Genomic DNA, 17,100 nt, shown 5'->3' on the forward strand with positions numbered 1-17,100 from the left:
CCTTTACCTCCTTAACATGAATGGAGCACGTGGCCCATCTTTTCTTTCTTGGTCTGCATGTAGAATTCACTTTCCGGCTTGATCTTTGTCTCAATGGGCACCCGCTGCACCACATCGATGCCGTAGCTTTCAAGGCCGCTTATTTTATCCGGGTTGTTGGTCATAACACGGAGGGTGGTGGCACCCAGGTCTTCCAAAATCTGTGCTCCCACTGTGTAGTCACGCAGGTCCGCGTCAAAGCCCAGAGCGATGTTGGCGTCCACCGTGTCCATTCCCTGGTCCTGGAGCGCATAGGCTTTCAGCTTATTGATAAGACCGATGCCCCGGCCTTCCTGCCGCAGGTAGACCATGATTCCCCGGCCTTCCTGGGCGATCATCCGCATCGCCGCATCGTACTGGTCGCCGCAGTCGCACCTGGCGCTGCCAAGCGCATCTCCAGTCAAACATTCGGAATGAACGCGTACCAGTACCGGATCGCCGTTTTCCACATCGCCCATGGTCATAGCTACATGATGCTCCCCGTTGAGCTTGTTAATATAGCCATAGATGCGAAACTGTCCGTATTTGGTCGGGAAATCGGCTTCTACAACCCGTTCCATAATTTTATCATGGCGCTTTCGGTAGGCGATTAAGTCTTTGATGGTAATAAAGGTCATACCGTGCTCTCTGGCCAGTTTCATGAGCTCGGTCCTCCGCATCATGGTTCCATCTTCCCGCATGATTTCACAGCATAGGCCGCATTCTTTGAGGCCGGCCAGGCGCATCAGATCAACGGTTGCTTCCGTATGGCCTTCCCTTTCCAGAACACCTTTGGACTTGGCCTCCAATGGGAACATATGCCCCGGACGGCGGAAGTCGCACGGCTGTACCCGGTCCGCTGCACATTTCATGGCGGTAACAGATCGTTCATGGGCGGAAATGCCGGTGGTGGTATCCACATGGTCGATGGAAACCGTAAAAGCTGTCGCATGGTTATCCGTGTTATTGTCGACCATCTGTGCCAGGCCCAGCTTTTGTGTCATTTGTCCGCTCATGGGCATGCAGATCAGCCCTTTCCCATAGCAGGCCATAAAATTCACGTTTTCCGGCGTTGCAAACTCAGCCGCACAGATAAAATCGCCTTCGTTTTCCCTGTCCGGATCATCGGTACATACAATGATCTTGCCGTTTTTCAAATCCTCTAATGCTTGCTCAATCGTTCCAAAGTTGCTCATTTTTTATCCTCCTAAAATCCATTTTTCTGTAAAAACTCCAGATCAATGCTGCTCTTTGCCGGTTCTGCTGCGGCGGGCTGCATGAGTCTTTCGATATATTTTGCTATGAGATCAGTCTCCAGGTTAACCAAATCGCCTGTTTTTTTCTCCAGCAGGGTGGTTTCCGATCCCGTATGGGGAATAATGGAAACTTGAAACCCATGCTCCCAAAGACTGGCTACGGTTAAGCTGATGCCGTCAATGGTTATTGAACCTTTTTCCGCAATGTAGCGGAGCAGCTCTTTCCTGCACGAAACCGTAACCCATACGGCATTCCCTTCTTGCTCCAGGCGTGTTATCGTTCCGGTGTCGTCGATATGCCCGCTGACGATGTGTCCGCCAAAACGGCCGTCCGCAGCCATGGCCCGTTCCAGGTTGACCCTGCTGCCAGTTGACAACCCTCCCAGGTTGCTGCGGCGCAAGGTTTCCGCCATAACGTCCACGGAAAAGGAAGCCGCATCAAATCCGGTAACGGTCAGACAGACTCCGTTGACTGCGATGCTGTCCCCCAGATGGACGTCCTCCAGGACCTTCTTTGCCCGGATCCGCAGGCTTCCCTGCCGGCTCTCCATCAGACAGCCGATCTCCTCTATGATTCCTGTAAACATGTTCTCACCTCTTTGGTATGGCTTGAATCATCAAATCTTCGCCTATTTTTTCAAACTGGACGTTATCCAATGATATGGCTTCATCCATGCGGGCCAGGCCTTCACCTTCCACCGGCGTCGGCGCATCTTTTCCGCCGATTATTTTCGGTGCGATAAAGAAAATAACCCGATCCACGATACCGGCTTTCAATGCCGATTCATTGAGCCTGCCGCCCCCTTCCAGCAAGATGCTGTCGATTCCCCGCTTTCCCAGCTGCATCATCAAATCATCCAAATCCACCTGTCCGTCTCTGCTCTTGGTAAGCAATACTCGATCACCTAATCGTTTCTTTTTTTCCGGGTCGCAATCTGACGTGGCCGCCAGGATGTAATTATCATCTTGCAGGACCTTGGCTGAAAGGGGTATCTTCAAATGGCTGTCAACGATGATGCGTACCGGATCCCGGCCGCCTTCTTTGCGGCAGGTCAGCCTGGGATCGTCGGCAAGCACCGTCCCGATTCCTACCATGATTCCTGTGAGGCTATTACGCATCTCTTGCACCAGACTGCGGGATTCTTCGCCGCTGACCCATTTGGAATCTCCCGTTCGCGCCGCAATCTTGCCGTCCAGTGTCATGGCTGTTTTCATTACAACAAACGGTCTTTTCTCCATAATATATTTGAGAAAAATTTCGTTGAGGCTCCTGCACTCCTTCTCCAGAATACCGGATTCTACCTGGATTCCCGCATCCTCCATCATCTTGATTCCTTGTCCTGCCACCAGCGGATTGGGATCCTCCATGCCTATATAAACCTTTTTAACCTTCTTTTCAATGATGGCCCTGGCGCATGGCGGCGTCTTGCCGTAATGGGAGCACGGCTCCAGGGTTACGTACATTTCCGCGCCCTGAACGTCGTGGCCTGCCCTGGCCGCATCTTCAAAGGCATTGATCTCTGCGTGGTTCCCGCCGTATTTCTTATGCCAGCCTTCTCCGATGATCCGGCCGCCTTTTACGATTACGGCTCCCACCAGCGGGTTGGGCGAGGTCCTTCCTCTGCTCTGCTCCGCCAGGTTTAATGCATAACGCATATATTCTTCTTTTGTCATCTTCATCCCTCCCAAAAACACAGAAAACCCCGAAATCAAATTCGGAGTTTTGTTTTATAATCAGCATTCCTATCTTTTGCTGAATCCCGGCACGTTCTTTGATGCCGATTATCCTTTGCCGTACAGATTTTTACCAGTGCGTGCGGCACCGATTATCTTAAACAAAAACCCTGAGAAAATTTCTCAGGGTAAATTTACATAGCAAAAGAGCTCTTTCATCTTCTCTCATCCAGACTTTACTGTCGGCACCGGAATCTCACCGGTTCATGCGCTGGGCGCTCGCGGGCTGTACCGCCGGTATGGAATTTCACCAAACCCCGAAGACTTGTTATTCAATTCATTTTTTATTATAGACCTTCTGACCGTATTGTCAAGAAAAAAATTTTCTGTGCCGCCAGAAAGGGGGGGGCGATTCAACTCCGCACAGCCGGGCCGGCAGGCACCGGCCGCACATCGTTTTCATCACAATACACACATAAGCGCTGCCTCACATTTTCTGTATTTTTCGCCTCACGGCAGCACCAAATTTTTTTGGCGATCCATACTTCTAAAATAAGTATACCCCCCCCCCCCCAGCCATATTTTGTCAATGTTTTTTTACAAAAATCCAGGATTGAACAAATCGCAGGCTGGAAGGAAGGGCGCGGGGTTAATTGCAAACCAGTCATGCATAGAATAGATTTACCATTATAAAAACGCCGTATTTTTGTGTAAAATGGTGTAAAAGTTGTGCGTTGCAGAGAGCAAAATCAGTAAAAATCGGAACTCAAAGCAGATTTGGCAAAATTTACCCGCTGGAAACGTTAAAAAATACACTAATTTCATTCAATAATACAAAATTAGTGTAAGAGGATTGCCGCCGCGAATAAGTCAGCCTACATTCTATTCCATCGCATAAGCGCCTTCCAAGGAAAACACGGTCTCCTCGCAGATGTTTGTCGCATAATCAGCAATGCGCTCCAGATGGGCGGCAACAAAGGCAAACATAATGGAAAGACGGGCGTTTTTGGAATCAGTGGCTGCAATTCCGATCTGTTCTTCGTATACGTCGCGAAACAGCTCATCCACCTCTTCATCCGCTTTCCAAACCTTGCGGGCCAGCTTGAGATCCCGCTCCAGAAAGGCGCGAATAGCGTTTTTTACCATGCCTGCGGCCATCTCCGCCATCCTTGGCAAATCGATCAGTTCTTTGTAGTATTCCTCATTTTCCATACGGATCGCATACTTGGCCAGGTCCTCGCAGTGATCGCCGATCCGCTCCAGATCGGTTACCATCTTCATAATGGAGATACAGTAACGCAGATCGCCGGCCAAAGGCTGCTGGGTAGCCAGGAAAAGATAGCACATTTCGTTAATCTCATCATCCATATCATCGATCTTCTCATCGTTGTCAATAATGGCTCTGGCCAAATCCATATCTTTCTCTTTAATCGCTCTCAGCGAATCGACAATGGCCTGTTCGATTTCTTCGGTCATTTCTGTTACCTTATCGTTAATCGCAATTAGTTCCTGGTCCATTTTAGGTCTCGGTGTCATAAATTCCTCCTTTAACCGAATCTTCCGGTTATATATTCTTCTGTCTTTGAATTGGATGGGTTAGTAAAGATTTTTTCCGTATCATCAATTTCCATAATTTCACCCGTCAGGAAGAAGGCTGTCCGGTTGGAGATTCTAGCCGCCTGCTGCATGTTATGGGTGACGATGATAATCGAATACTTGGATGCCAGCTCCTGAATCAAAGCCTCGATCTTAGTTGTAGCCACCGGATCCAGCGCCGAGGTAGGTTCATCCATAAGGATCACCTCCGGTTCCACCGACAGGCATCTGGCGATACAAAGCCTTTGCTGCTGGCCGCCAGAAAGGCCGATCGCCGATTTGCCCAGCCGGTCCTTTACTTCTTCCCAAAGCCCTACCTCGCGCAGCGTACGTTCGACGATTTCGTCCAGCTTGCTCTTGTTTTTTTCTCCATGAATTTTGGGCCCGTAGGTAATGTTTTCATAAATGGTCTTGGGAAAAGGATTGGGTTTTTGAAACACCATCCCCGCCCGTTTTCGCAGATTAATCAGATCATAATCTTTATCGTAGATATCCTCGCCGTCAAAGAGGACGCTTCCTTCGATCCTGCATCCCTCCACCAGATCGTTCATTCGGTTCAAGGTTCGCAGGAAGGTGGACTTGCCGCATCCGGAGGGTCCAATCAATGCTGTGATATCCTTTTCGTATATATCAATATTAATTTTTTTCAGAGCCTGAAAGGTTCCATAATATAAATCCAGATCCTTTACTTGAAAGGTTTTTTCTTTATCCGTCATTTCTTACTCCTTCGCCAGCTTGCCGCTGATATAGCCTGCAAGTGTATTGATGATCAGTACCAGAATGATAAGCAGCGCCGCAGTGGCATACGTGTTTTTATCCGACAGCCCTTCGGAAGCCAGGGTGTATAAGTGAACCGCCATCGTTCTTGTGGAATCAAAAATCGATACGGGAAGCTTTAAGGATCCGCCCACTGTCAGCATAACAGCAGCAGTCTCTCCGATGGCTCTGCCGATGCCCAGGATCAAACCCGTCAAAACCCCCGACTTACAGCAGGGCAGCACAATTTTTTTGACCGTTTCCCATTTAGTGGCGCCCAGAGCCAGACTGCCTTCCCGGTAAGAGACCGGTACTGTTTTCAGCGATTCTTCCGTTGATCGGATCAGCGTGGGAAGAATCATCATGGATAAGGTCAGGCCGCCGGAAATAACCGACCAGCCCATTCCTAAAAATACAACGAAGAAAGCAAAGCCGAAGAGACCAAATATGACTGATGGTATTCCAGCCAAGACCTCTGTAAAGAATCTAATTATGTTTATGAGCCTTCCCTTCTTCGCGTATTCCGAAAAGTAGATCGCTGCCGCCACTCCAATGGGCGTAGCGATGATGACGGACACCAGAGTCACGTACAAAGTCCCGATGATAACGGGAAAGATTCCGCCCTCTTTGCCCATCCGTTTAGGAGAGTCCGTCAGGAACTCCAGCGATATACTTGGGATTCCTCTTATGAGGATAAATCCAATAATGAGGATCAAAACCCCCAGGGTTATGGCAGCTACCAGGCCTACCAGGCCGAAATAGCCTTTACTTTTTATCCGTTTGCTCATGCCGTCATACCCCCAAACTTTCTCATAATCGCCTGGGCGATGGAATTGAGTATTACAATAATTACAAAGAGAATGATACCGATGGCGAACAGCGCGCTCTGATGCTCCGGAGTGGCATACGACATCTCCATGGCGATTGTGCCTGTCAGCGTAGCGGCCGGATCCAGCGGGCTTCCCGGAATCTGCGCCATGTTTCCTGTAATCAGGAGCACGGCCATAGTCTCGCCGATTGCTCTTCCCATAGCCAAAATAATGGAGGAAAAAATACCTGATTTTGCCGCCGGAAGAATTACTTTGGTAATGGTTTCCCTTTTGTCCGCGCCCAGAGCCAGGGAAGCTTCCCGAAACTCGACCGGTACGGCGGATATGGAATTTTCCGAAATGCTGACAATGGTGGGAAGAATCATAATTGCTAGAATAATTGCTCCTGCGAGAACACTAAACCCGCTGCTGGCCGCTTCCGGGTTTACTTTCTGCACCAAAGGCAGAATATATTGCCGAATCGCAGGTACGATGACCGCCAATCCAAAGAATCCGTATACAACGGAGGGAATCCCGGCCAGCAGCTCAATGGCTGATTTAAACCATTTTGCCGGCCGCTTTTTCAGCATTTCCGCAAGAAACACGGCGCAGCCCAGGCCAGTTGGGATACCAATTATGAGAGCGCCCAGCGTAACGCCCAAGGTTCCTGCGATCAGCGGCAAAATACCATATTCGCCGTTTGTCGGCCTCCAGCTGTGGCCAAAGATAAAGTTGAACAGTCCGTAGTTCTTTAGTACCGGAATCCCTGAACTGAAGATAAAAATTGTGATAAGTGCAACGGCCAGGGTAGAGACCGCTGCACAAATCAGAATTACTTTTTCAATCGCTTTTTCTCTCGTCTTCATGATTAAACCTTTTTTAGTTTACAGGGATGAATCCGTTTTCCTCTACGATTTTCTGCCCTTCCGCGCCCTTGGCAAAGTCGATGAAGGCTTTGGCCGCATCGCTCATTTCGCTGTTTACAACATATACGAAGGGTCTCTGGATTTTGTAATCGCCGGACAATACATTATCAACCGTAGCTTCGGTACCTTCAACCTTAATTGTTTTTATACTATCATCCAGCGCACCTAAGGATACGTATCCGATGGAATCTGGGGTGCTGGCAACCGTTTTCTTGACAGCTCCTGTCGAAGGCTGAACCAGTGCATCCTTTGTGGTCTTGTCGGATTCCTTTCCTGCGTCATCCTTTTCAAGCACACCGGTAATTTCGGTAAAAGCGCCTCTTGTTCCAGAACCTTCTTCTCGGGATACGACGGTAATCGGTTTGTCGTCTCCGCCTACATCCTTCCAGTTGGTAATCTTTCCTGTATAGATATTCTTGATCTGTTCCAGCGTCAGGTCATCAGTTTTTACCTCCTTGTTGACCACCACTGCCACACCGTCTTTTGCGATTACCACTTCCTCTGCTACAGAAGCTTTTTCTTCATCTTTTACTTCTCTTGAAAGAGAACCAATATCGGCGATTTTTTCTTCGATGGATTTGATGCCCTGTCCTGAACCGCCGCCTTGTACCTCAACGGTTACATCTGGATTACTGTCCATATAAACTTCCGCCATTGCTTCTGAAAGGGGCTGAACGGAAGTGGATCCAGCAATTACCACACTTCCTTTATTGGCAGCAGCATCCTTTTCGTCTCCGCCGCTTCCGCATCCTGCCATTCCCAGTGATGCGATGAGTACAGTTGCAGCAAGCAAACCTGTCAATACTTTCTTTTTCATGATCTTCGTCCTTCTTTCTTTTTATTTTTTCTTTCATCTTTTCTTTTTCACAAGTTTAGTTTAACCGGCTTTTGTTAAACCTATTTTAAGAAAAGCGTTAGATTTGGGTTAATTATGTTAAATGGCTGTAAAAAATGAGATTGTTTTGAGGGATTTTGTTAAGAGCCGGATTATGGTATAATCAATCAACAAGATCCTGTATTTGAAAGGAGTTCATGATGAAAAAGAAATGTTTGTGCTTATTATCTGCGCTGCTGATCGTTTTTTCACTTGCCGCTTGCGGCAGCGATACAGAAACTGCTGACAAAGAAAAGAGCGATTTTGATTCTTTTATGACTGTGCAAAAGAACATGGAGCAGATAAAAGATGCGGAATTTAAGGTGAATATGGAAACGGCCATTCCCTCCAGGGACGGCGACTATAACATGACCGTGAGCGGGACCGCAAAGGAGATCAAAAAGGCCAAAGACGATATCCAGATGGAAATGAAGTATAAAATGAACATGGCCGGTACCGATATGAGCGGCACCATGTATATGAAGGATAAGGCTCTTTATACGGAATTCATGGGACAAAAAGTGAAAACGGATACATCCAATGAAATGGGTGCCATGATGAAGGTGGATACTGATGAATTGTTATCCATTACAGAGGAAATGATTTCAGATTTGAAGGTTAGCCGGGATGGAGAGGACACGGTCTATAACTTTACCATGGATCCGACGAAAGCCATGGACTATATGGCCAAAAACGTATCAGGGGCAGAAGGGATTACCGATGCAGACGGAAAGCTGACCTTTGACAAGGCGAACATATCCGTTACGGCTGACAAAAACGATATGGCGAAAAAGATCGATGTGGATTTTTCCCTGAAAGCAAAGCTGGATGAAGAAACCGTGGCTATGAAATTTAAGACAACCGTGGAATTTGTCAGCATTAACACCGATTTAACCATTGACTTCCCTGATTTTGAGGGGTATCAGGAAATGACAGTATAGAATCTGCGATAGATAAAAAGGATTTTGAAGTTATGTGGCAGCTGTATGATCAGTTAATCGAGACAATACCAAAGGATGTGAAAATCAATCACATCCATGTGGGTCCAACCTGGACCATTGTTTACGCCGGACCTTACTGCGGATTTGCAGCAACAGTGAATGAGCGAGGACTTTCTTTACCGGTTTTTGACGGCTTAATCGGCGTGGATATGCAATCTGCCGCTGAGCTGTGCAAATCCTGGGACTTCCTGAAAGCCAGCGCGGGAACCGCGGTTGTCAACGCCTACTGCAACCATCCGGCTGCCGCTCTTTCCGTGCCTGGCATGGAAAAGACCCAAAACGCCTTTTTCGATTATGCCGGCGCAGTAAAAAACAAAAAGGCAGCGATCATTGGTCATTTTTTCAATCTGGAACGATTCCTGACCAATGCTGCCTCTATTTCTGTTCTGGAGCGCAAGCCCTCTGGCGATGACTATCCCGATTCTGCCTGCGAATTTATCCTGCCGCAGCAGGACTTTATCTTTATCACCGGGTCAGCGTTTATCAACAAGACCCTTCCCCGTCTTTTACAGTTGTCTGCCCATGGGCGGGCAGTTGTTCTCGGCCCCAGCACGCCCATGTCCCCGGTCCTCTTTCAATATGGAGCAGATGAGCTATCCGGCTTGCTGCCCAACTATCTGCCTGTCAAGCAGGCTGCGGAAATCGGTCGGGGATATGTGAAGATGGGGGATTTTGGTCAGCGGGTACGGCTGCGAAAGGAAATGCACTCCACTAAATCACTTTAATTTCGTCTCCTGCTTTCACAGTTCCTTCTCGTAGCACTTTAACAAAAATGCCTTCCCGGGGCATGACGCAATCGCCGGCCAGCTCCCGAATGGCGCAGCCCTGATGGCACTCTTTCCCGATCTGCGTCACCTCGCAGATCGCGCCGCCAATCTGCAGTCTGGCCCCAATGGGCAATGTAAAAAGTTCAATGCCTTCTGTAAGAATGTTTTCCGCGAAAGCTCCGCTCTTCAGTTGGAAATCCAACGCTTTCTGGACTTTCTCCACACTCTCGGCCGCCAGCAGGCTGACCTGGCGATGCCAGTTTCCCGCATGGGCGTCGCCCTCGATCCCATGATCAATCTTGAGTTCTACCCTGTCCACCGGATGTTTTTGTTCTCCCTTTTTTTCGCTGATGCAAACAGCCTTTATCTTAGCCATGGTGATGGCCCTCCTTATCCTTTTTATGCATCTGTGCACAGTCGTGAGACTGGCCTCTCAGCACATCGATTCCATGTTTGATGGGTTTAATGACCGCTGCCAGACATTCTTTGGCCGCCTTTTCGCTGCCAGGCAGATTGACGATGAGAGTGCCCCCTCTCAGACCTGCCTCTGCACGGGAAAGCATGCCCATAGGGGTAATCCTCATGCTCTCCGCCCGCATGGCTTCCGGGATACCCCGCACCTCACGGTCCGCTACCGCATGGGTGGCCTCCGGCGTCACATCTCTGGGTGAAAATCCGGTCCCGCCGGTGGTCATCACCAGACAAACGGAAAGATCATCCGCACATTTGATCAATTCCTCTTTAATCGTTTCAAAATCATCAGGAATGATGCTGGTATACATCACCTGCCAGCCATTCTCTTTCAACATCTCACAAACAGCAGGGCCGCTGGTGTCTGTGCGCAGTCCCTGTGAGCCTTTGTCACTCATGGTAATTACAGCCGCTGTATATTCCATCTATCTATCCTCCCATCTAAAATCGCCGCTCTTGCCTCCGGTCTTTCTCAGCAGATGAATCCGATCGATGACCATATCCTTTTGAACGGCTTTGCACATGTCGTAAATAGTCAGGGCTGCTATGGAAACCGCTGAAAGGGCTTCCATCTCCACGCCCGTTACGCCGGAGCATTTTACTTCACTCATAATTTCAATCGCCAAATCTTCTTCATTCAAAGAAAAGGTAATGTTGGCGCCGTTTATCATAATCGGATGGCACATAGGAATAATCTGAGAAGTGCTTTTCGCTCCCATGATCCCGGCCACTTGAGCGGTTCCCAGCACATCGCCTTTTTTCATACCGCCGCTTTTAATCAGGTCAAAGCATTCTTTATTAACAAGGACTCTTCCTGCGGCAACCGCAGTTCTGATGGTCGTGTCTTTGCCGCCCACATCCACCATTTTAGCCCGTCCTTCTTCGTTAAAATGTGAAAAATCCGCCATACTTATCCTCCTATCTGATTCATGTCTCTGCCGGCCTTGCTGGGGCTGTCAGCGCCCAGTTCTTCCCGCTTCTGCGGCTTGTCCATGATTGCGCCGCGGAGCGTTTCCTCCATCTGATCTTCGTTCAAGCCTTTTAAAGAAATCTCCTGATCCGAGTGAAGACAAGGTTTTAGTTTTCCATCTGCTGTCAAACGTATTTTGTTGCAGCCTTCACAGAAATCGCAGCTGACCGGCCGGATCAAACCGACTCTCCCCGCCGCTCCGGGAAGGGCATAGAGACGTGCAACGCCTTCTTCCCGATTGAGGGAACGAAGCTGGGGAACCTTTTCCAAAACAGTATCGCAGCTTACAAACTGGGCCCGGTCAAATCCAATGCCTCCACCGATGGGCATCAGCTCGATAAAGCGCACTTCAATGGGCTGCTCCCTGGTCAGATTGACAAAATCCTCCGTCTCATCATCGTTAAAGCCGCCCATGAGCACATTATTAATCTTAATATTGGTAAATCCCACATCCTCTGCGGCTTTCAAACCAGCCAAAGCGTCGCTCAATTCTCCGAGCCGGGTAATATGATGGTATTTTTCCGGGTTGAGGGTGTCCAGACTGATATTGAGACGGTCTACCCCTGCAGCTTTCAAGTCTTTAGCGTATTTTGGAAGCAGGGTACCGTTGGTGGTGATGCAGACTTCTTCAATTCCAGGAATGTCGGCAATAGCACCGCAAAGCTTTACAATCCCCCGTTTGACAAGGGGTTCTCCTCCGGTGATGCGAATTTTACGAATTCCCAGCCTGGCCGCCGCCGAGACCGCCATGATAGTTTCTTCGGCCGTCATCATCTCTTCGTGGGCTTTTTTCGCAATCCCTTCCTCCGGCATGCAGTACCGGCATCTCAAATTGCACAGCTCCGTGACGGATACCCGCATATAATTAATATCTCTGTTATATTGATCTTTCATGTATATCCTCTTGATTTTTACTAGAATTAGCAAGCGCCCGCAAAGGGCCGCTGCAAATGATTATACCACAAATTCGCCGTTTGTACCGCCCCTGAGCTGTCTTTCTCAGGATTCTTCCATCTTCCAAACCTCATATATAAAAGCGCACCCATTTCATAAGGAATTTCTTTCCTGCCTTGGAAGCTCCATAAACATGTTTTGCCAGATTTCGGACATAGCGATTCATAGTTTCATATTCTTCTTCCAGCAGATGGCCTTCACTAAAACGTACCCGGTTCACCAGCCTCAAAAACTCAGCAAGCGTGATATCGGTCACAGCATCATAAGCAGTCGAAAGCTCTTCCAGCTGATCGTACGGGTTATCCGGCAGCGGGTGTCCGTCAAAGGCCATCACCCGCCCTGCATACGCGTACATCTTGTAAACCTGTTCATCGGTATGAATCGCAGCAAAGGATGCCAGTCGTTTATGAATTCGCTGCCTTCCCACAGCCTCATAGATTAGAATCAGCAGTACGATTGCAGCCACAACAAACCATGGCCAGCTGACCGTCTGTTTTTCCGTCTCTTGTTTTGCTTCCGGCTCCCGGCTGTCTTCAGGAATCACATTCTCATACGTCTCGTCATCGCCTTCTTTCAGCTTCTCCGGTTCTTCCGGCTGCGGCTTCTGTGTTTGTCCGGTGCCATAATAGCCCGGGACCACCTCCACCGGGAACCAGCCGATTTCATCCACATAGATTTCAACCCAGCTGTGGGCCAGGAAGTCGGGCACATCCACATCCGCATGATCCATTCCCAGGTAATCGCTTATGTATTCCGGTGAAAGATAGTAACCTTCTGCATACCTGGCCGGAATGCCTGCCTTGCGGAACATGAGCGCAGCGGCTGTGGCAAAGTGCATGTCATTTCCGCTGTAGCTGTCGTTCATAAAAGTATCCAGCTGTCCTTTTCCTTTCATTGCTTTTTGCTGCTGCGGGTTATAGGTAAACTCTTCCTCGAAATTTTTGCGGATATAGTCCAGTGTATAAGCGATGGACTTCCCCTCGCATCGTTCGATTCCGCTGGCTCCCAGCGCAGCCGCATCCTTGTTGGAAACAGAAAGATAAGTGTCATAGACATAAGCCCGATACACGGCTTCTGCCTTAGAATAGTCCTCCCATCCTGAGCTTGCTTTCAATTGACCGATCCATTGGGCCGCGCCCTTTTCACTGTAATCATTCATTATGGCCGGGTAGGTCTGGAAGATGTATTGCCTCTGGCCGGTCAGCCCTTTGGTAAAGGCGCCGTAATCCTTTTTGTAATTGACCTTTTCTGGGAGGGCATCGCCGCTGAGCGCCGCCTCGTATGGAAGATACAGATACCTGCTGCTTCCGTTGCGGTTATTCACATAGACATTTGAAGGGGCAGCTGCGCTTTGCAGCATGGAATAAAGACGCCCCTGCTGCACCCAGGGATAAAAATCCTCTTCCATCAAGCTCTCTATTAGGCCGGTATATTGGCCGCCATAGGCCCCTTCTGGAGCTTCCTCCCATTGATCCTCCTTGAATTCACCGCCTGTGAAGCCTCTTAGATACATAGCCTGCGGGTTTTCCATTGTCAAAGTAAGGACCGAATTTCCCGTATAGGCAAGAGGATGGGACTGAGTCAGGTCGCCCTCACTCAGCTGGTCGATTTCATCGCCTCCCAGTTTGCTGTAGCGAAGATGCTCCTGGGCTGCCACAACTGCGTCTCTGGCTTCGTTAACCGTCTGCGGCGGCCGATAATCGTCACCTGAAAACAGCAGTACATACCCCAGCAGAAGAACCAGAGTAATACCGAGGAAAAGATATGGGAGCATTGAATTTTGAGAATTTTGGATATAAATGGGCCGATTTTTTTTCCGGCTCACCGGCCTGGCAACAGCTGAAAGAACCAGGAGCCCTGTCCAGCTTAAAAGCAATAAAATCAACAGCCAAATGGACGGTCGGATTTTCATGCACAATCCCAGCAAAACCGGAAAAGCGGTAAAGATAAATCCCAAAAGAGGTTCTTTATGGTAGATGCTGTGAACAATGGCCATGGATGTCAGCAGGATAACTGGAATCATGGTCAAAAATACGTCTGTGCTCCAATCAACTGAATCACCGGCCGCCTCAAAGGAAACCAACCCTGCTTTGATTTGATCGTTCAATATCTCGATGACGTTGTTGGTCAATACCAGCAATCCGTTCCAAACATGCTTGTATGCTGCCGCACAAAATACCGCTGCTAGCACAAATACACACAGGGTCAAAAACCGCCCCAGAAATGGGTTCCAGCATAGAAAATACAGCCCCACCGGCAATCCTGCAATAAGCAGGACGCTAATGATCGGATCCACCGGATTGGGAAACATGGAAAAAAAGGTGTACCAGCATCCCACCGAAAGGGCGATCGCAAGCAGTAGCTCAAAGAGAACTCTCCTGGCCGGATGCCTGCTGTTTTCATCGGTTATTTGTACCAGATCCATTGCGGTCCTGGATTCATTCTTTCTCGTTAAAATCATCATTTATACCATCAACTCCGGGATTCCCTGCCCAATCTGGTTTACCGGCACCGGAACCAGCTCGATCACCTGCTGCGCCTGCTCCTTATAAGCTTCATCTTCATAAACATACACCGTCCGCATTGCTTGCGACACTTCCATTTCTGCAACCTTCTCCACATCCGGATCCGATGTAATGTAAACCAATGTGTTTTTTTGCCCTGAATAGGCGCTGGCCGCATAATAGTCCAAAGCGATTCCCTTTTCCTCCCCGGCAAAGGACGCCAGAACCTGCGCCGCTGCCAAATCCAGATCTTCAAAATCATCCAGCTCGCGCACATGAAAAGCCCGGTCGCCGGCATCATACCACGCCAAGTTGTGGTTGATGCCGCCTTCCAGAAGCGCCCTTGACAATGACAGGTATAATTCCACTACTGCATCCACCGCATCTTCCTTTCCGCGAGTCAGCTCCATTAGAAGAAACACCGAATAGTTGAAAGGAAGGCTGAAATCCCGCACCATCATCTTGTCGATTTTAGAAGACAATTTCCAGTGGATTTTTCTCACTTCATCTCCAGGGGCATATTCCCGCAGGGCAAAAACTTCGCTCACGTCCTGACCCGGTTTGTCCGTTGAGTAGCGTCTGCCGTCACCGGTCGTTTCGATGGCTTTTTCCATATGAACGGCAGCTTCCCGCATATGGGGATAAATCATCGTCGCCTGATCGGGTAGATCGGTTTTTTTTAAAGTAAAGAGGCCGAATGCGTCGTATATGCATATTTCTTTTGTCGAAATGATTACAGTTCCTACTTTGCTGTCTTTGATAGCTAATCTTGCGCTTGCTTGTTTTTTTCCGCCTACGGTGGTGCTGACCTTTCTGGTCTTCTGCGATCCGCTCATCTGATTTTCCAACTGCACCTGAAAACCAAGCCTGGCAACCGGCAGCCGGCTGGCGTTTTCAAATTGATAGGTGAAAACAGCCTCTTCCTTGTCTGCTGCAGCGGGCGCTTGCAGACTTATGGACAGTCCCCTGTGGGATAGCAGCATGAGAGCCAGTGAAACAAGGGGCAAAAGCACACAGAGGCCAAAAAGGGTCAGTGTGTAATATGTATTTGTAAAGATGTAAATCACAGCCATTGCCAAAAGCAGCAGCCCATAAAACACTCTGTTTCGCAGCATTATTTTGCCTTTCTTTCCAGAATCGCCGGCGGTTTTATTTCTTGCAGAATATCCTGCAGAATTTTTTCTTCTGTTTCTTTGCGAATCTTCGCTCTGGCTGTCAAAATCAGCCTATGGCCACAAACATCGACGAACACATCCTTGATATCCTGGGGTATGGTGTAGGTTCGCCCGTCCATGAGAGCATCGGCTTTTGCCATCTGCACCAGAGCTAATACTGCTCTCGGACTTACACCTTGTTCTACAGCCGCCGCAGTCCTGGTTTTCTCACAGAGGGCCGCCGCGTATTGAATGATCTCCTCGTCCATATGGATCATCTGCACAGCTCGTTTCATGGCTTTGATATGAGCCACGCTCACGAGGGGGCGAACGGTCTTTATCGGATCGGAGCTCTGGCGTTGCTTAACGATTTCCACTTGGCTTTTCAGATCCGGATATCCCATGGATAGCCGGGCCATAAAACGGTCCAACTGAGAGTCAGGGAGTTTCTGTGTTCCCGCGCTTCCCAGGGGGTTTTGGGTGGCAATACATACGAATGGGTCCGGCGCTTTGTGCGTCACCCCATCGACGGTCACACCTCCCTCCTCCATAACTTCCAGCAGCGCCGCCTGGGTTTTGGCTGAAGTCCGATTGATCTCATCTGCTAAAAACAGGTTGCACAAGGCCGCCCCCGGTTTGTAATCCAAAGCTCCGGTTTCTTTATTGTATACGCTGAACCCGGTGATATCGCTGGCCATCGTATCTGGGGTAAATTGCATACGTCTGTAATCCAGATTCATGACTCTGGAAAAGCCCAGGGCCAATGTAGTTTTACCAACTCCAGGCACATCCTCCAGCAAAATATGTCCGCCGGCCAAAATGACCATCAGCACCTTTTTGATGGTTTCATCCTTTCCCACAATTACTTTCTTCAGTTCCCTGATAATCGCCAGACAGACCTTCTGCATTTCAGCTGTGACGGTTTCTTGTCTGGATGCAGCCGCAGCAAGTGTCTGGTCGTTTGGCTGCGATTCCTTTATCTGTTTGTCCATGATATCCTCCTCAATAATTGCCTGTTCAAGACAGTTGATGACCTCTCTGATCAACCGTTAATTTTTTTGATTATTTTCCGATATAGTATATCACATTTTCATGCTGCATGACTACCTTTGTCGAATCATGTCAGCCCAGCCTGCATGAACCCACACTGTCACTTACCGACATTTTCTCTTTTAATTCCATGAAAAAAGCAAACCACTTGCGCTGGTGGAATGGTTCTTCTTTTGAAAAACTTCTCCGGCACATCTGTTTGCTTAAAAGAGGGTGCTTTTAAATTGTACGTTCCCATCGGAAAGGGTTGCTGCCCGGCTCTTACCGGTCCCACCCGGAAGGCAGCAAGGATATTTTTTGATATCCGTTAAATCCTACTC

17 protein-coding genes and 1 riboswitch are annotated in these 17,100 nt (G+C 48.8%); of the genes, 2 read left to right on the forward strand and 15 right to left on the reverse strand.

Features of this window, described 5'->3' with window-relative positions:
- Positions 1-11: 11 nt before the first annotated feature.
- The 8 genes from LG211_RS13815 to LG211_RS13850 all read right to left on the reverse strand — a co-directional run bounded on the left by LG211_RS13815 (position 12) and on the right by LG211_RS13850 (position 7,852).
- Entirely contained in the window at positions 12-1,214 is a 1,203-nt protein-coding gene (locus LG211_RS13815) for a bifunctional 3,4-dihydroxy-2-butanone-4-phosphate synthase/GTP cyclohydrolase II (protein WP_148397572.1), read from the reverse strand.
- An 11-nt stretch (positions 1,215-1,225) separates the two neighbouring features.
- Positions 1,226-1,861: a riboflavin synthase gene (locus LG211_RS13820; RefSeq protein ID WP_269477807.1), complete on the reverse strand. Its 636-nt coding sequence runs from the start codon at positions 1,859-1,861 to the stop codon at positions 1,226-1,228.
- A gap of 4 nt (positions 1,862-1,865) precedes the next feature.
- The gene (gene ribD / locus LG211_RS13825; RefSeq protein WP_269477808.1) at positions 1,866-2,948 is read right to left on the reverse strand and encodes a bifunctional diaminohydroxyphosphoribosylaminopyrimidine deaminase/5-amino-6-(5-phosphoribosylamino)uracil reductase RibD; all 1,083 of its coding nucleotides are present in this window, start codon (positions 2,946-2,948) and stop codon (positions 1,866-1,868) included.
- A gap of 213 nt (positions 2,949-3,161) precedes the next feature.
- Positions 3,162-3,277, reverse strand: a riboswitch (FMN riboswitch).
- Positions 3,278-3,830: 553 nt separating this feature from the next.
- Positions 3,831-4,484: a phosphate signaling complex protein PhoU gene (gene phoU / locus LG211_RS13830; protein ID WP_269477809.1), complete on the reverse strand. Its 654-nt coding sequence runs from the start codon at positions 4,482-4,484 to the stop codon at positions 3,831-3,833.
- An 11-nt stretch (positions 4,485-4,495) separates the two neighbouring features.
- Positions 4,496-5,260 carry a phosphate ABC transporter ATP-binding protein PstB gene (gene pstB / locus LG211_RS13835; protein WP_148397575.1) on the reverse strand — a complete coding sequence of 255 codons (765 nt, stop codon included), beginning with the start codon at positions 5,258-5,260 and terminating at the stop codon, positions 4,496-4,498.
- 3 nt (positions 5,261-5,263) lie between these two features.
- Positions 5,264-6,088 carry a phosphate ABC transporter permease PstA gene (pstA, locus tag LG211_RS13840; RefSeq protein ID WP_148397576.1) on the reverse strand — a complete coding sequence of 275 codons (825 nt, stop codon included), beginning with the start codon at positions 6,086-6,088 and terminating at the stop codon, positions 5,264-5,266.
- The gene (gene pstC, locus LG211_RS13845; protein ID WP_269477810.1) at positions 6,085-6,975 is read right to left on the reverse strand and encodes a phosphate ABC transporter permease subunit PstC; all 891 of its coding nucleotides are present in this window, start codon (positions 6,973-6,975) and stop codon (positions 6,085-6,087) included. The genes pstA and pstC overlap by 4 nt, the downstream gene beginning before the upstream one ends.
- A 13-nt stretch (positions 6,976-6,988) precedes the next feature.
- Positions 6,989-7,852, reverse strand: coding sequence for a phosphate ABC transporter substrate-binding protein (locus LG211_RS13850; RefSeq protein ID WP_148397578.1), 864 nt, complete (start codon positions 7,850-7,852; stop codon positions 6,989-6,991).
- A gap of 218 nt (positions 7,853-8,070) precedes the next feature.
- Here LG211_RS13850 and LG211_RS13855 point away from each other — a divergent pair, with 218 nt between their 5' ends.
- Positions 8,071-8,850: a hypothetical protein gene (locus tag LG211_RS13855; RefSeq protein WP_269477811.1), complete on the forward strand. Its 780-nt coding sequence runs from the start codon at positions 8,071-8,073 to the stop codon at positions 8,848-8,850.
- A 32-nt stretch (positions 8,851-8,882) separates the two neighbouring features.
- Complete coding sequence (locus LG211_RS13860; protein WP_148397580.1) at positions 8,883-9,635, forward strand: Rossmann-like domain-containing protein; 753 nt, start codon at positions 8,883-8,885, stop codon at positions 9,633-9,635.
- Here the strand turns inward: LG211_RS13860 and LG211_RS13865 are convergent.
- The 7 genes from LG211_RS13865 to LG211_RS13895 form a co-directional block, all read right to left on the reverse strand.
- Complete coding sequence (locus tag LG211_RS13865) at positions 9,622-10,053, reverse strand: MOSC domain-containing protein (RefSeq protein ID WP_269477812.1); 432 nt, start codon at positions 10,051-10,053, stop codon at positions 9,622-9,624. The two genes, LG211_RS13860 and LG211_RS13865, sit on opposite strands and share 14 nt — an antisense overlap.
- Positions 10,046-10,573 (reverse strand): MogA/MoaB family molybdenum cofactor biosynthesis protein, encoded by a 528-nt coding sequence (locus LG211_RS13870; RefSeq protein WP_269477813.1) that lies wholly within the window; start codon positions 10,571-10,573, stop codon positions 10,046-10,048. Before LG211_RS13870 ends, LG211_RS13865 begins: the two co-directional genes overlap by 8 nt.
- Complete coding sequence (gene moaC / locus LG211_RS13875; protein ID WP_269477814.1) at positions 10,574-11,056, reverse strand: cyclic pyranopterin monophosphate synthase MoaC; 483 nt, start codon at positions 11,054-11,056, stop codon at positions 10,574-10,576.
- 2 nt (positions 11,057-11,058) lie between these two features.
- A complete protein-coding gene (gene moaA / locus LG211_RS13880) occupies positions 11,059-12,012 on the reverse strand; it encodes a GTP 3',8-cyclase MoaA (protein WP_269477815.1) in 954 nt (317 codons plus the stop codon).
- A gap of 130 nt (positions 12,013-12,142) precedes the next feature.
- Entirely contained in the window at positions 12,143-14,536 is a 2,394-nt protein-coding gene (locus tag LG211_RS13885) for a transglutaminase-like domain-containing protein (RefSeq protein WP_269477816.1), read from the reverse strand.
- Complete coding sequence (locus LG211_RS13890; protein WP_253020963.1) at positions 14,537-15,691, reverse strand: DUF58 domain-containing protein; 1,155 nt, start codon at positions 15,689-15,691, stop codon at positions 14,537-14,539.
- The gene (locus LG211_RS13895) at positions 15,691-16,722 is read right to left on the reverse strand and encodes an AAA family ATPase (protein WP_336246070.1); all 1,032 of its coding nucleotides are present in this window, start codon (positions 16,720-16,722) and stop codon (positions 15,691-15,693) included. The genes LG211_RS13890 and LG211_RS13895 overlap by 1 nt, the downstream gene beginning before the upstream one ends.
- Between the last annotated feature and the right edge of the window lie 378 nt (positions 16,723-17,100).

It is taken from the genome of Hominibacterium faecale, assembly GCF_020734085.1.
GTDB lineage: Bacteria > Bacillota > Clostridia > Peptostreptococcales > Anaerovoracaceae > Hominibacterium > Hominibacterium faecale.

What these genes read in the sequence shown, in the direction of transcription:
- LG211_RS13815 (WP_148397572.1), bottom strand. Translation starts at nt 1,214, where the DNA reads ATGAGCAACTTTGGAACGATTGAGCAAGCATTAGAGGATTTGAAAAAC.
- LG211_RS13820 (WP_269477807.1), bottom strand. Translation starts at nt 1,861, where the DNA reads ATGTTTACAGGAATCATAGAGGAGATCGGCTGTCTGATGGAGAGCCGG.
- ribD (WP_269477808.1), bottom strand. Translation starts at nt 2,948, where the DNA reads ATGACAAAAGAAGAATATATGCGTTATGCATTAAACCTGGCGGAGCAG.
- phoU (WP_269477809.1), bottom strand. Translation starts at nt 4,484, where the DNA reads ATGACACCGAGACCTAAAATGGACCAGGAACTAATTGCGATTAACGAT.
- pstB (WP_148397575.1), bottom strand. Translation starts at nt 5,260, where the DNA reads ATGACGGATAAAGAAAAAACCTTTCAAGTAAAGGATCTGGATTTATAT.
- pstA (WP_148397576.1), bottom strand. Translation starts at nt 6,088, where the DNA reads ATGAGCAAACGGATAAAAAGTAAAGGCTATTTCGGCCTGGTAGGCCTG.
- pstC (WP_269477810.1), bottom strand. Translation starts at nt 6,975, where the DNA reads ATGAAGACGAGAGAAAAAGCGATTGAAAAAGTAATTCTGATTTGTGCA.
- LG211_RS13850 (WP_148397578.1), bottom strand. Translation starts at nt 7,852, where the DNA reads ATGAAAAAGAAAGTATTGACAGGTTTGCTTGCTGCAACTGTACTCATC.
- LG211_RS13855 (WP_269477811.1), top strand. Translation starts at nt 8,071, where the DNA reads ATGAAAAAGAAATGTTTGTGCTTATTATCTGCGCTGCTGATCGTTTTT.
- LG211_RS13860 (WP_148397580.1), top strand. Translation starts at nt 8,883, where the DNA reads ATGTGGCAGCTGTATGATCAGTTAATCGAGACAATACCAAAGGATGTG.
- LG211_RS13865 (WP_269477812.1), bottom strand. Translation starts at nt 10,053, where the DNA reads ATGGCTAAGATAAAGGCTGTTTGCATCAGCGAAAAAAAGGGAGAACAA.
- LG211_RS13870 (WP_269477813.1), bottom strand. Translation starts at nt 10,573, where the DNA reads ATGGAATATACAGCGGCTGTAATTACCATGAGTGACAAAGGCTCACAG.
- moaC (WP_269477814.1), bottom strand. Translation starts at nt 11,056, where the DNA reads ATGGCGGATTTTTCACATTTTAACGAAGAAGGACGGGCTAAAATGGTG.
- moaA (WP_269477815.1), bottom strand. Translation starts at nt 12,012, where the DNA reads ATGAAAGATCAATATAACAGAGATATTAATTATATGCGGGTATCCGTC.
- LG211_RS13885 (WP_269477816.1), bottom strand. Translation starts at nt 14,536, where the DNA reads ATGATGATTTTAACGAGAAAGAATGAATCCAGGACCGCAATGGATCTG.
- LG211_RS13890 (WP_253020963.1), bottom strand. Translation starts at nt 15,691, where the DNA reads ATGCTGCGAAACAGAGTGTTTTATGGGCTGCTGCTTTTGGCAATGGCT.
- LG211_RS13895 (WP_336246070.1), bottom strand. Translation starts at nt 16,722, where the DNA reads ATGGACAAACAGATAAAGGAATCGCAGCCAAACGACCAGACACTTGCT.